This is a genomic window from Protofrankia symbiont of Coriaria myrtifolia, assembly GCF_900634755.1.
Taxonomy (GTDB): domain Bacteria; phylum Actinomycetota; class Actinomycetes; order Frankiales; family Frankiaceae; genus Protofrankia; species Protofrankia coriariae.
Window position 1 is genome coordinate 1 of record NZ_CAAAFS010000033.1, and the last position, 13545, is coordinate 13545.

The following is a 13545-nucleotide window of genomic DNA, read 5'->3' on the forward strand; positions in this document are numbered from 1 at the left end:
CGTGGCGCACGTGGGCCGCGGGGCCCGGCGTCACCGGCCCGGTCGTCACGGGCCCCGGCCCCGGCGCCGCGCGGCCGGTTGTCACGGCCTCGGTCGTCACGACTCCGATCGTCACGGCGGGTGCTCTTGTCGGCAGTATGCGCCGCTCCGGGTCGACGCTCCTCGCCGGCCGCGGCCGCGGCCGCGGCGGCGGCGGCCCGGCGCTGGGCCGGGTGACCGGGACGCATCTCCGCCGGCGGGGTTGCGCCTCGTCCCTCGAGGGCCTTTCGCCGCTGACCCCCGCTACCGAGCGACGCACCCTTACGGTGCGAGCCGGATTTGGCCGCGCGGCCGCCCTGGCCGCCGCGGGCCACACCACTGCCGCCGCGCCTGGACTGGCCGGCCATCAGAGGGCTCCACCAGCGCGGGGGCCGCAGGCATCGGAGAACCAGGCATCGGAGAACATCGTCATACGGTATACGGACGCCGGGGCGCCCCGGCGGCGCAACCCACCGTACCCGTCCCGCCGCGCTTACCTGGAGGCGGAACTCCGCCGGGCCGGGCGGCGTAACCACCACCGGCCACCATGGCCGTCCCGGGTCATCTCGCCGGCCGAGGCCGGGCCTGCTCCGCCGTGCCGGGCCCTGCCTCGGCCGGTGCGTTCCGGCGCTCCGCCGTTCTGCCTCGCCTTCCTTCCATTCTTCCGTCCGTCCTTTCGGCCCTTTGATTTCTCTCGATTCCCCGGGGCCGCCGGTTTCAGCGTTCCGGGGCCCGGAAACGCACCGGGAGGTCCGCCAGGCCGCGGATGAGGATGTTCGGCTTGTACGTCGGCCTGTCGGTGAGGATCTCGGCGGTACCGACGCGGTCCACCCACGCGGCCAGGAAGATCTCCATCTCCAGTAGGGCGAGCGGCGCGCCCAGGCAGTAGTGGTGGCCGAGGCTGAAGGACAGGTGACGGGAGACCGGCCGGTCGCCGTGGAAGCGGGTGACGTCGAGCCGGTCCGGCTCGTCGTAGGCGGCCGGGTCGCGGTTCGCGCAGGCGATCAGGGCGACCACGCCCTCGCCGGGGGCGAAGGTCCGGCCACCGACCACCAGCTCCCGCTTGGCGGCCCGGGTGTTCATGTGGATGGGCGAGTCGTAGCGGAGCAGCTCGTCGACGGCCCGGGGGATCAGCTCCGGCCGCTGGCGCAGCAGGTCGAGCTGGTCGGGGTGGCGCAGCAGGGCGAGGGCGCCGTTGCCGACCAGGTTCACGGTCGTCTCGTGGCCGGCGATGATGAGGGTGATGCAGGTGCCGAGCAGTTCGTCCGCGGTGAGCCGGTCGCCATGGTCCTCCACCGCGGCCAGGGAGCTGATCAGGTCGTCCCCGGGGTGCCGGCGCCGTTCGTCGACGAGTTGGCGGAAGTAGCCGGCGAACTCCGGCAGCGCCGCGTTACGGGCGGCGAGCGCTTCGGGGGTCATGTGGAGGTCCGGGTCGAACGCGCGGGAAAGCGCCTGCGACCACTTCTGCACCAGCGGGTGGTCCTCGGTGGGCACGCCCAGGATCTCGCAGATCATGGTGAGTGGCAGCGGGTAGGCGACCGTCTCGATGAAGTCGAACTCGCCGGCGTCGAGCGCGGCGTCGATCAGTTCGTCGACGAGTTCCTCGATACGTGGCCGCAGGCCGGCCACCCGGCGTGCGGTGAAGCCCTTGGTGACCAGGCCGCGTAGCCGGGTGTGGTCGGGCGGCTCCATCCACAGGAAGGTGTCCGGGAAGGCCGACGCCGGGATGGTCGGGTGCAGTTGCTCCGCCTCCTTGTCGTGCCCCCAGTCCGCGCTCTGCAGGATCTTGACGCAGTCGACGTAACGGGTCGCCACGTGCAGCCCGAAGTCCGACATGTGCAGGGGGGCGGCGTCACGCAGGTGGTCGTACCGGGAGTACGGGTCGGCCCGGTTCGCAGGGTCGAACAGCTCGTCCAGCAGGGATGGCGTGACGGGGCTGACGGGCGTCGTCGCCTGGCTTCCCCGGCCCCCCTGGGCCGTTGCCGCCTGGGTTGTCGCCACGTCCATGTCGGCTCCCTCTCGCGATTCTTCGGTGCCGCCGTCACTGGTTGTCTTCGGCCACGGGGGCCGCACCGGCGGATGTGCCCGGCGCCGGTAACGCATGCGCCGAGCACACCGGACCGCCCGGTGGGACGGTATTCCAGCACGTCCGGCCGGCGGTTCGGTAAACGGCGAGTTTACATTTCGGGGCGAGAACAAGACGCCCCTGAGGTGGCCGTGATTCTGTTGCTCCAGCTATTGGGACGTCGAATGGAACAATTGGATTCACTGATGGTGGCCGGGGGCGTACAAAATATCGGTGTGGCCGTCCCAAGGGCTGCTTGGTGAGGTGTTGTCAAGCCTGCGAACTGCGGTTACTGTGCTTCTCTGACAGCGGCTGGCGGAGGCCGGCAACCATTTTTGTCAGTCATCGCCGGCCTGGTTGACGTCAGAGCGGCGCTGCCTCCAGGATATTGGTGGCAAGGCGCTCGGAATCGCCGGGTCAGCTGGTTGGCGGCGGCTTGTCCATGGTGCGCGGACGAGCCTTGGGAAAGTTTTCGGTACAGCCGGGCCACACCGTCCGGGAATACGTGACGGCGAGCGTCTGGCAGCCACGGGAGGCGTGATGGACAACGGCGCGGTGCTCCCGACGCCAGCCAGGGAATCACACCCCGACCCCGTGGTTCCCCCAGTTGACGGGGATTCCCTGGAACCATGGCCCGGCCGGCCGTCACATCCGCGGGCGGCCGAAGACGGCCGTGGCCACGCGGTCGTCCTCGGCGCCGGCATGGCCGGGCTGCTGGCCGCCCGGGTGCTCTCGGAGACCTTCGAGCGGGTCACGGTGCTGGAACGGGACGTGTTCCTCGACGGCGGTCCCCACGGCGACTCCCGCCGTGGCGTGCCCCAGGGCCGGCACCTGCACGGGCTGCTCGACCGCGGACGCCAGATCATGGAGGAGCTGTTCCCCGGGCTGACCACGGAGCTCACCCAGCGGGGCGCGTCCACGATCGAGACGCTGGTGGGTTCCCGCTGGTACCTGCGGGGGCTGCGGGTTCGCTCGACCCCGACCGGGCTGACCTCGGTGCTTGCCAGCAGGGGGCTGCTGGAGGACGTCCTGCGGGCGAGGCTGCGGGCGATCCCCGGCGTGGAGTTCGTCCAGCGGACGTCCGCGACCGGGCTGGTCGCCGCGCCGGAGGCGCCCGACCGGATCATCGGGGTGCATGTCGCCCGGCAATCCCGCGGTGTCGGTATCGGAGTTGTCCACGCGGACCTGGTGGTGGACGCGACCGGCCGGGCCTCCCGCGGCCCGGACTGGCTGGCCGCCTTGGAACTGCCCGCCCCGCCCGAGCGGCGGACCGACGTGGATCTCGGATACGCGTCGCGTTTCTACCGGCACCGTCCCGAGCATCTCGACGGTCAGCGTTCGGTCATAGTCTCGACCATGCCCGGATTCCGTGGCGGCGGTGCCGTCGCGCTGGAGGGCGGCCGCTGGCACGTCACGCTCGCCGGAATGCTCGGTGACCATCCGCCGACGGATCCCGAGGGATTCGAGGCGTTCGCCCGAACCCTGCCCGTACCCGACATCTACGACCTGGTCACGTCGACCGAGGCGTTGGGCGACCCGGTGCCCCACCGTTTCGCCAGTTCGCTGCGGCGATACTACGAGCGGGTGAAGAATCCGCCCACCGGATTCCTCGTCATCGGTGACGCGATATGCAGCTTCAACCCGCTCTACGCCCAGGGAATGACCGTGGCGGCCCAGCAGGCGTGGGCGCTGCGGGACTGCCTGCGGGCCGCCGGCCCGGATCTGCCGGCCCGTTTCTACCGGCAGGCCGGCCGCCTCGTGGACGTTGCGTGGGACATGGCCAACGGAGCCGATCTGTGCTATCCCGGCGTCCAGGGGCGGCGCGGCCTGCGTGACCGGCTGGTGGGCCCGTACGCGGAACGGGTGCAGGTCGCCGCGCATCAGAACGCCACGGTGGCGCGCGCCCTGATGAACACGCTGAACCTGGTGGACGCCCCGACAGCGCTGCTGCGCCCGGCCGTGGCCGCCGGCGTCCTCCGCTTCGGCTGGTCGCACCCGACCACACCGGCGCCCACGCTCACGGCCGCGAGCGCAGCCGGCCGGTCGTCAGACCAGGCCGGTTCTGCCTGACCGGCTCAGGACAGCCGGACGGGCAGGGCCGCGAGGCTGCGTACGGTCAGGTGCGGCCGGTAGGGTGGCGGGTCCGCGGCCAGGGTGAGCCCCGGGGCACGCTGGATGAGTGCCCGCAGGGCGATCCGTGCCTCCAGCCGGGCGAGCGGCGCGCCGAGGCAGTAGTGGATGCCCAGCCCGAAACCGAGGTGCCGGTGCGCGGGAGCGGCGCCGGCGTAGCGGGTGATGTCGAAACGGTCCGGATCCGTGAAGACGTCCGGGTCCCGCTGGGCCGCCGCGCTCAGGATGACGATGATCTCGCCCTGGCGGAACGCGTGCCCGGCGATCTCGGTGTCCCGCAGGGCGAGCCGGCCGACGAGCTGGATGGGCGGGTCGTAGCGCAACGTCTCGTCGATGGCGGAGGGTATGAGGTCGAGATCCGCACGTAGCAGGGCGAGCTGGTCGGGGTTGCGCAGCAGCGCCAGGACGGCGTTGCCGATCAGGTTGACCGTTGTCTCGTAGCCGGCGACCAGCAGCAGGGCGCACAGTTCCAGCAGTTCACTCTCGCTGAGCACGTCGCCCTGGTCCTGCACCGCCACGAGTTCGCTGAGCAGGTCACCGGCCGGGCGGGCTCGGCGCCGCGCGATCAGCTCGGTGAAGTAGGCGTCGAACTCGCGGGAGGACGTCCGGCGCCGGGCCAGCTCGTCGGGGGTGAGCAGGTAGTCCGGGTCGATCCCGCGGGTGAGGTCGTTGGCCCAGCCCCGGAAGGTCTGCTCGTCCCGCGCCGGCACGCCCAGCAGGTCACAGATGACGCGCAGCGGGAGCGGGCGGGCCAGCGTGTCGATCAGGTCGATCTCGCCTCCCCGCGCGAGCGCTGCGTCGATCAACGTGTCGACCAGGGAGGTGACCCGTGGCTGGAAGGCGGCGACCACCCGGGGAGTGAACGCCTTGCTGACCAGCCCGCGCAGCCGGGTGTGGCTGGGCGGGTTCATCCGCAGGAAGGATCGCAGCCCGCCGTCCAGCGCGTCGGCGCGACGCCACGCGTTGGTCCCCGACTCGCCGCGTCCCCAGGCCGCTTCCGACAGGGCGGTCACGCAGTCGGGGTAGCGCGTCAGCACGGTGGCCTGGCCATCTCCCAGGGGGACGCGGTAGAAGGGATCCGCCGCGCGCAGGGCGCGATAGCTCGGATAGGGGTCGGCCCGGCGAGCCGGATCGAAGGCGCCGAACGCCAGCGGTGCGGCGGGAGCGTCCGATGCCGAGGCGGAACTCATGACCGGGTCCCCTCCTTGTCGTGGTCGTCCCAGTGGCCGGGCATGACAGCCGCCGGCTCGCCGGGGCCGTCCACACCACGCCTTTCGCGATTCACCTGTGCCTTTGCGCGGGCCGGGGGGTGTCGCCCGTGCCCTCGCGCGGGCCGGGTGATGCCGCCGGATAGAAGAATGCCGGGACGGTATTACTCTCCGATGAATCGGTGCTGAACCGATGCCGGCGGGAACCGCACGAACCGGTGATTCGGCATGTAGGCGAGCCGTCAACGAAGCGTCGATAGCCAGCGGAAACGACGTGACCGGAAATTGGAAAAAATGCGTGAAGAACAGCCGGACGAATGCTGGCCGGCAACCGTGGACGGGCCTGCCGCGCGGGCGGGGCCCGGCGAAACCGGCCGCCGGCGAGGCCGGAACGCCGTGCGGCAGACGTGCGGCAGACGCGTGACAGCCCGGGCGCACGACCACGCGATGCCGGTGCGCCCGGGAGGACGAGACGACGGGAGCCGGGGAGCGTCAGCCCGGGCCGGGGGCCGTGCGCTCCCTCGGGCCGAAGGTTGCCTGCTCGCTCATCCAGGTCAGGTCGGGTACCCGGACTCGCAGCCGGTCCGCTATCTCCTCGACGGCCAGACCCCGGCCGATCGCCTCCTGGATCGCCAGGCCATGAACGGTACGCAGACGCACCCGCTGAGGATGATCGTTCCAGAGTAGATCGTGAGCGACCGCTGCGCGCTCGACCGGGTCGGAGATCGCGATAATTTCGTCGAAGAGCAGCACAACGCACATGGTCCTGCGATCGTGACCAGCCAGCAAGGGCACGCCGTGCCCGGATGGGCACGATCGCGGCCGTCCGGACGCTACCTTCCGAAGGTCCGGACGCGACGGGCCGAGAGCGGGACGCGCCGGAGCCGTTCCGGGTCGGGCCGACCGACCCGCGCGATCCACAGCGGCCGTTCGGCCACGGCCGAGGTGAGTGCCAGGACCGACCCGAGCGTGGTCGGGCAGTCGATGAGGTGGGACTGCGGGTGCGCGGCCAGCCCCTGGCGGGTCAGCGTCAGCCACAGGCGTTGGACGAGCCGTCCGAACTCCACCTCACCGGCTGCGTCAGTGCCTGCCGGGACCAGCAGCACCAGCACCGGGCCGCCGCCCCGGAACGGTCTGGCCTGCCCCTGGGCCAACGCGTTGCGCAGGCCGTGACGGCGCGGTTGCGGGTGCCTGCGGCGCAGCGCCGTCCGCAGCCCCCACACCTCGACCCGGGTGAGGGCCAGCGCGACGTCGCTGAGGCCGTCGCGTTGATAGTCGGGGTGCCGGCTGCTCAGCCGTGACCACTGCCGCAGCTCGGCCAGGATGTCCCGGTTCGCGACGAACCAGCGGCTGGCTTCCAGCAGCAGTGGGTACAGGACGGCGGAGTCCAGCGTGACCAGCCGTCCACCGGCGGCGGCGGTGAGCGCGACGAGTTCGTCGGTGACCTCCGGCGGCAGCGGCTCGTCGGCCCAGCGTCCGCGCCAGGTGCGCCGCGCGACGACGTCCGCCACGGTGAACGGGGTGAGCGCTGGTTCGGGCGCGGCCACCAGTCTGCCGACGCGGCGGCCGGCCGCGTCGTGGTCGGCGACGAAGCGGGCCGCCACTCCTTCGGCGCCGCAGACGACCAGGCAGGACTCGACGAACGCGCCGAGCAACAGGCGCAGGTCACGGCGGACGGGGTCGCTGGGGCCGAGTTCGTACCGGCCGTCCCAGCCCACTTCGACCGTGTCCATGGCGCCGGACGGGTAGCGCAGCGCCCACGGCTGGCAGTTGTGGGCGTTGGGAGCGCGGTGGAACAGCGGTTCCAGGGCGCGCAGCTGGTCGGTGAACCGACTGCCATGATCGAAAATGGCGTCGGCCACGCTGGCCTGGCCCGTGCCGGCCAGATCGGGAAGCACCTGCTGGGGAGCGGGACGGGTGGCGTGGGAAGCGCCGTCCACGTCGTGCTCCGTGGCCGTGTGGTCGCGGATGCCGCCGCGGTTGTGGCTGGCCTCCGGTGGCCAGGACACCGGTCGGCCCCGGTCACCGGACGGTCGTGCGAGCGTCGAGACAGGGACAAAACGGATGATCAGGAGGCCGAGCAGAACGCCGATCAGGGCATCGAGCAGGACGTCGGGGAAGAAGGCGGGGCCGGTGGCGAGGGTGAAGAGCCCGATCGCCGACATCCCGCAGACCAGGAAGGTGGTGACGGCCACGACGAGGACGAGCGTGGTGGCGCTGATGATCCGTCCGCCGCGGAAAAGGCCGCCGATGACAGCACGCCTCACGACGCTCCCCGCCGTCCCCGCCGGCTCGGCCGTTCCAGACGGCTCGGCCGGCGCGGTGGTGGCTGTCGTGCGCGGGACGGGCGACGTCGTGACCGCCGGGGCGTCCGCCAGCGTTGGCCCGGCGCGGCGGACGGCACTCATCCGGCGTCCACCAGCTGGGACGACACGGCGGTGTTCAGCTCGCCCGCCAGCGTCTCGACGGTCCACGCGATCTGTTCGGGGGTGTGCTCGCTGGTGATGAAGAAACGCAGCCGGGACAGGCGCTCCTCGACCGCCGGATACATGATCGGATTGACGCTGATTCCGCGCTCGAACAGCGTGTTGGCCAGCTGGACGCTACGTATCGAGTCGCCGACGATGCACGGGATGATCGGAGTCCCGGCACTCGTCCCGGTGTTCAGGCCGGCCTCGCGGGCCAGGCGCAGGAACAGGGCCGAGTTGTCGCGCAGCCGGGCCAGCCGGGCCGGCTCCCCCCGCATGACCCGCAGCGCGGCCAGCGCCGCGGCCGTGTTCGGGGGCGTCAGGCCGGCGCTGTAGACGAAGCCCGGCAGCGTGTACCGCAGGTAGCCCACCAGGGCCCGGCGGCCGGCGACATACCCGCCGCAGCTGGCCAGCGACTTCGACAGGGTGCCCATCCACACGTCGACACCGCCGCGGTCCACATCGAAGTGCTCGCCCACCCCACCGCCGGCCGCGCCGATCACGCCGATGCTGTGTGCCTCGTCGACCATCAGCAGCGCGCCGTGGCGGTTGCGCACCTGGATCAGTTCGGGCAGGTCCGCGATGTCACCGTCCATGCTGTAGACGCCTTCGACGACGATCAGCACCCGGCGGAAGCGATGGCGTACCTGCGCGAGCAGTCCGTCGAGAGCCGCGACGTCGTTGTGCGGGAACGGCCGGCGGGTCGCTCCGGACAGCCGGGCCCCCTGCAGGATGCTGTCGTGGGCCAGCGCGTCATGGACGATCAGGTCGTCGGGCCCGACGAGGTGGCCGATCGTCGTGACGTTGGTGGCGTGCCCGCTGACCAGGACGACGCAGTCCTCCACGCCGATCAGGGTGGCGAGCTCCGCCTCCAGTTCGCGGTGCGGCGGCCGGTCGCCGGAGAGGATGCGGGCGGCCGAGACGGAGGAGCCGTAACGGTCCACCGACTCGCTGACCGCCGCGTTGACCTCCGAGTGTCCGGACAGGCCCAGGTAGTTGTAGGTCGAGAAGCTCACCAGCTCCCGGCCGGCCACGACCGTGCGGTCACGGACGTTCCCCTCGTGCAGCAGGAAGTACGGGCTGCGCAGGCCGAGCCGGCCGCCGAGCTCATGGCGTTCGCGCAGCGCCACCACTTCGGGGAAGGACGTGACGTCGGTGGCGGCGCTGTCGGGGCCCGGGTGCGCTCGAGAGCCGTCCGTCCGGTGGTGGCCGGCCCCGTTGCCGGCGGTGTCGAGCAGCCCGTTTCCCGTGCCCCGCGGGTGCGGTTGGGCTGCGGGGCCGTGAGAGTTCCGCGGCCGCGCGTCGATACCAGCCCCGATACCAGCCCCGATGCCGGTCCCGAGGCCGGCCTGATCGGAGCCGGCCGTTTCGGACGAGCCCCGGGCCGGCGGGCCGGCCGTCTCCGGGAGAAGGCCCGCGGATCCGGCGCGTCGGGCCAGCACGGTTACCAGATCACCGACCGTGGTGATCCCGGCGATGTCCTCGGTGCGCACGGTCAGGCCCGGCCAGCGGCGTCCCAGCGCGTTCACCAGGTCGGTCATCATGATCGAGTCGAAGCCCAGATCCCCCACGAAGGCGTGGTCCTCATGGATGTGGCTCTCCGGATAGGCGCTCAGCCCGGAGATGGCTTCGATCACCTGCGCCCGCAGTACGTCCCGGCCGCGGGCCGGTGCGACCACCACCGTGGTGGGCACCAGGCTCGCGGCCGGGTCGTGTCCGCCCGGCGGGACGAGCGACTGCGGGAGCGCTCCGGTGTCGCCCGCTGCCGCTGGCACGTCAGGTGCCGGCTGCCGCGGTGTGGCTGCCTCGGACAGGCTGACGCTCGTCCGCGGTGCTCCGGCCGCCGGACCGGACAGGGTCCGCAGCAGGTCGAGCTGCTTGTCGAGGAGCCTGATGACGTTGTCCATATGTGACTCCGGAGAGTAAGCGATCGTGTTGGCGTCGCGGGAGGCGGAAAGCGGGACCTCGCCCCGCCGGGGCCGCGCGGCGGCTCGCTCCCCGTCGGGGGCGGGCCGGTAGGCCGCGACGAGGTTCCCGGCGCCGCCGACACGCCTCTGGGTGGCGGCCGGTGCCATCCGGACGGGCTCGTTGCCGGTGGACCCGGCACCTGCGGAGCCGGTGCTCGCGGTTGCGTCGCCTACGGCCTGGTCGTCCGCTGTGGGCGCGTCCGGCCCGGTGCCGCGCTGCCCGGGTACGGCGACCGATCCGGTGCCGCGCCTGGCCGGGGCGGTGGCCGGCTCGCTGTACGGCCTGGCGGGCCCGGCCGGCGAGCCGGCGGCGTTGATACGTATCGAATAGGCGCTGGTGGCCAACGGTGAGGGAGGCAGGGTCACCAGCTCCCGCTCGCCGGGGCCGAACAGCGGCAGGATGTCGAGCGGGACGCCCAGGCAGGCCAGCTGGCCGAGGCCGGCGAGCAGCGTGCGGCCGTCGTCGGGCTGGCTCGCGGTCAGGGCCACGTACCTGGCCTGGACCGATCCGGCCAGCGACCGGTGCGCCATGGACAGTAGCGAGTCGCCCCCGAACGCCTGGACGAAGATCCGTGCGCCCGCCGCGGCCGCGTCACGGACCGCGTCCATGAAGCGCACCGGAGCCGAGCAGTGCCGTGCCCACAGCGCCCGCAGCTCCCGCGGGTCGTCGCATCGGTGCCCGCTGACCGAGGAGGCAATGATCGTTTTCGGGGCCTGGATGGGCAGGGCCGCCAGCGTGTTCGCCATCCGGGCGTCCGCCTCGGCCACCAGTGGGGAGTGGAAGGCGTGCGAGACCCGCAGCTGTCTGGTCGTGATGCCCTCGGCGGCGGCGCGTTCGCAAAGCCGCTCCAGCGCGTCCAGCCGGCCGCTGGCGACAAGCTGCGACGGATGGTTGACGCAGCCGAGCCACACCCCGTCGATGCCGGCGGCGAGCCGGTGGAACGTCGTCTCACCGGTGTGGACCGCGAGCATGCCGCCGTGCCACGCGGGCTGCGCGCCGGCGACGGCCGCGCCCCGTTCAGCCAGGAAGCGCAGGGCGTCGGCCGGGTCCACGGCACCGGCGGTCACCGCCGCCGGCAGCTCCCCGACGCTGTGGCCGACGCAGACGTCCGGCCGCAGCCCACAGTGCGTCAGCAGTTCACCGACCGCGATTCCCAGCGCCCCGAGCACAGGCTGGCAGATCTCGGTCGCGGTCAGAGCCGTCTCGGCCGTCTCGGCTGCCTCGGCCGCCCGCTGGTCGGCGTCCGGGTGCGGGTCCCACACGAGATCGGCCAGCGAACGGCCGAGCAACGGGCGCAGGACGCCGTCCGACGCGTCGGCCCGCGCGGCGAAGCCGGCGAACCGTCCGTACAGGTCGGCGAGCATGCCCGGCCGCTGGGCCCCCTGCCCGGGGAACATCAGGGCGCTGCGGCGGTCCGCCTCGGGCAGCGGGGCGGACGTGGCGTACCCGCCGTCCGGCAGCTCGCCGAGGCGGCCGGCCCGCAGCCGGGCCGCGGCCTCGGTGAGCTGCCGGCACAGCTGGGCGCGGGAGGCCGCGACCAGGCTCAGCCGGGCCGGGAGCAGTTCACGGGTGGCGAGGGTGTGGGAGAGCGCGGCCGGCGTGATCGTCGGGTCGGCCTCCACCGTGTCCCGGACGGCTTCGGCGTGGCTGGCGAGCAACTCCACCGAGCTCGCGGACAGCAACAGCAGCCATGGCCTCCGTGGCGGGGTGTCCGATCGTGCCGGACCGTCCGCCCGGCGCCGCGCCCGGTCCAGGATCACGTGCACGTTGGTGCCGCCGAAGCCGAACGAACTGATCGCGCCCCGGCGGGGCCGCTCCTCGGTGTCCGTCCACATCCGGGGCCGGGTCGGGACGCGCAGCCCGGCCTCGGCCAGCGGCAGGGCCGGGTCGGGCCGGGTCTCCGGTTGCGGCGGGACGACCCCGTGATATAGCGCGAGCGCCATCTTCACCAGGCTCGCCGCCCCGGCCGCCGCCAGGGTGTGGCCGATGAGGGCCTTGGTCGAGAGCAGGTCGCACGGCTCGGCCGTGGGGTCGCCCGCGCGCAGGTCCCGCAGCGCGGCGATCTCGGTCCGGTCGCCGACGGTGGTCCCCGTGCCGTGGGCCTCGATCACGGTCACGGTGCCCGGGGCCACCCCGGCGTCGGCGTAGGCGGCCCGCAGCGCGGCGAGCTGCCCGTGGACGCTCGGTGTCATCGGGCCGGCGGCGCGGCCGTCGTTGGTGATGCCGATGCCACGGATCACCGCGTACACCCGGTCGCCGTCGGCCAGCGCGTCCGCGAGGGGGCGCAGGACGGCGACCCCGCCGCCCTCGCCGAGAACGAACCCGTCGGCGCGCTCGTCGAAGGGGCGGCACACCCCGCTCGGCGAGAGCGCCCCCACCCGGGAGAAGGAGATCAGCGCGTCCGGGGTCAGGTTGAGGAAGACCCCGCCGACCAGGGCGACCCGGCACACTCCGGTGCGCAGCGCGAGGACCGCTTCATGCAGCGCCACCGGCACGGACGAGCAGGCGGAGTCGATGGCGAACGCGGGACCGCCGAGATCGAACACGCTGCTGATCGTCCCGGCCGCCATGTTGAGCAGGCAGCCCGTCAGGGTGTACGCCTGCAGTGGGGCGATGCCCGCGTCCGCGGCCCGCTCGACCGCGGCGAGCAGGTCCGGATCGGCTTCGCCGCCGTGCAGCGAACCGTTCGCGAGCAGGCTCGCCCGCACCCGGGCGCCGGCCAGCTCCCGATAGTCGGACTGGCTGATGCCCACGTAGACGCCGGTACGCGCCCGGTCGAACGGGCGGCGTTCCAGGCCCGCGTCCTGGAGCGCCTCACGGGCGAGGTGGACCAGCAGCCGCTGCTGCGGGTCCATCGCCCGGGCGCGCCGCGGTGGGATCCGATAGTGCGCTGCCGCGAACCGGTCGACGTCGTCGACGAAGGCGACCCGGTCGGTATAGGCCCGATGCGGGCTTCGTGGATTCAGCGGGTCGTAGAAGGTCCGGTGAATCCATCGGCTGTCCGGCACCTCGTGAAATTGTGGATCCGCTTCCTGGATCAGGCGCCAGAATTCGCCTAGGCTGGCCGCGCCCGGAAAACGAGCCGAAAGCCCGACTATCGCAACGTCCGTCACGAGCGATCCCCCCGATGGTCGATTGGTGCAAGGTACCGATCTGGATGTTGTGGCATGGTCCGGGCGTGCCCGCGGGCGGCGATCGCGGGAGACCTGTCGGGCATGGTTGGTCATGATTTGGCCGCCGTTGCCCGGCAGTCCTCGCCGGTGGTGTTTCTTCGGACCCTCCGCCGCTTTCGTGCGCCAGTTCATATTCGGTTGGTATTTTGGTGTCGTTATGTTTTCATATGCTGTTGGCAGTATGTTCTGGTCGGCGTCCTGCCCGGTTCCCCGGCCGGCCCGGGAACGATCCCGCCAGCGCCGTCCGACAAGGCGGTGGTGTGCCGGGCCGCGTCGTTCCGCCACCTCCCGTCCCGGCGCGCTGCGTTCAGCTCCGCGGGCCTCGGCCGAAGAGGCCTGCGCACGCCGGCTGGAACAGCCCGTTTACTTTGTATCGCTCCTGGAAGACAGTCGAGGGATTGTGGTTCGACCGGCGGGTCGTCCGCGATGGCCGGCGGGGTGGACACGTCGGCCGGGTGGATATGGATGTGGGCGCGTCACATTTTGTCGGTGCCGATGCCGTCCCCCGCCCGAGC

Annotated in this window: 6 protein-coding genes and 1 pseudogene; 1 reads left to right on the forward strand and 6 read right to left on the reverse strand. The window is 72.3% G+C overall.

Annotation, left to right across the window (positions count from 1 at the left end):
* Both CM1CMNOD_RS22710 and CM1CMNOD_RS01685 read right to left on the reverse strand, forming a co-directional pair.
* A pseudogene (locus CM1CMNOD_RS22710) lies at window positions 1–386 on the reverse strand (23S rRNA (guanosine(2251)-2'-O)-methyltransferase RlmB); the annotation flags it as partial.
* A gap of 349 nt (window positions 387–735) precedes the next feature.
* On the reverse strand, window positions 736–2025 hold the full coding sequence (locus CM1CMNOD_RS01685; protein WP_013871958.1) for a cytochrome P450: 1290 nt from the start codon (window positions 2023–2025) through the stop codon (window positions 736–738).
* A gap of 598 nt (window positions 2026–2623) precedes the next feature.
* Between CM1CMNOD_RS01685 and CM1CMNOD_RS01690 the strand changes: the two genes are divergently transcribed.
* The gene (locus tag CM1CMNOD_RS01690) at window positions 2624–4153 is read left to right on the forward strand and encodes an NAD(P)/FAD-dependent oxidoreductase (RefSeq protein ID WP_013871959.1); all 1530 of its coding nucleotides are present in this window, start codon (window positions 2624–2626) and stop codon (window positions 4151–4153) included.
* A gap of 5 nt (window positions 4154–4158) precedes the next feature.
* Here the strand turns inward: CM1CMNOD_RS01690 and CM1CMNOD_RS01695 are convergent, their stop codons facing one another.
* The 4 genes from CM1CMNOD_RS01695 to CM1CMNOD_RS01710 all read right to left on the reverse strand — a co-directional run bounded on the left by CM1CMNOD_RS01695 (window position 4159) and on the right by CM1CMNOD_RS01710 (window position 12970).
* The gene (locus CM1CMNOD_RS01695) at window positions 4159–5403 is read right to left on the reverse strand and encodes a cytochrome P450 (RefSeq protein ID WP_013871960.1); all 1245 of its coding nucleotides are present in this window, start codon (window positions 5401–5403) and stop codon (window positions 4159–4161) included.
* Window positions 5404–5913: 510 nt separating this feature from the next.
* A complete protein-coding gene (locus CM1CMNOD_RS01700) occupies window positions 5914–6183 on the reverse strand; it encodes a hypothetical protein (RefSeq protein ID WP_013871961.1) in 270 nt (89 codons plus the stop codon).
* A 71-nt stretch (window positions 6184–6254) separates the two neighbouring features.
* Window positions 6255–7829 (reverse strand): hypothetical protein, encoded by a 1575-nt coding sequence (locus CM1CMNOD_RS01705; RefSeq protein WP_013871962.1) that lies wholly within the window; start codon window positions 7827–7829, stop codon window positions 6255–6257.
* Window positions 7826–12970, reverse strand: a complete 5145-nt coding sequence (locus CM1CMNOD_RS01710) for a type I polyketide synthase (RefSeq protein ID WP_013871963.1) — start codon at window positions 12968–12970, stop codon at window positions 7826–7828. Before CM1CMNOD_RS01710 ends, CM1CMNOD_RS01705 begins: the two co-directional genes overlap by 4 nt.
* Window positions 12971–13545: the final 575 nt, after the last annotated feature.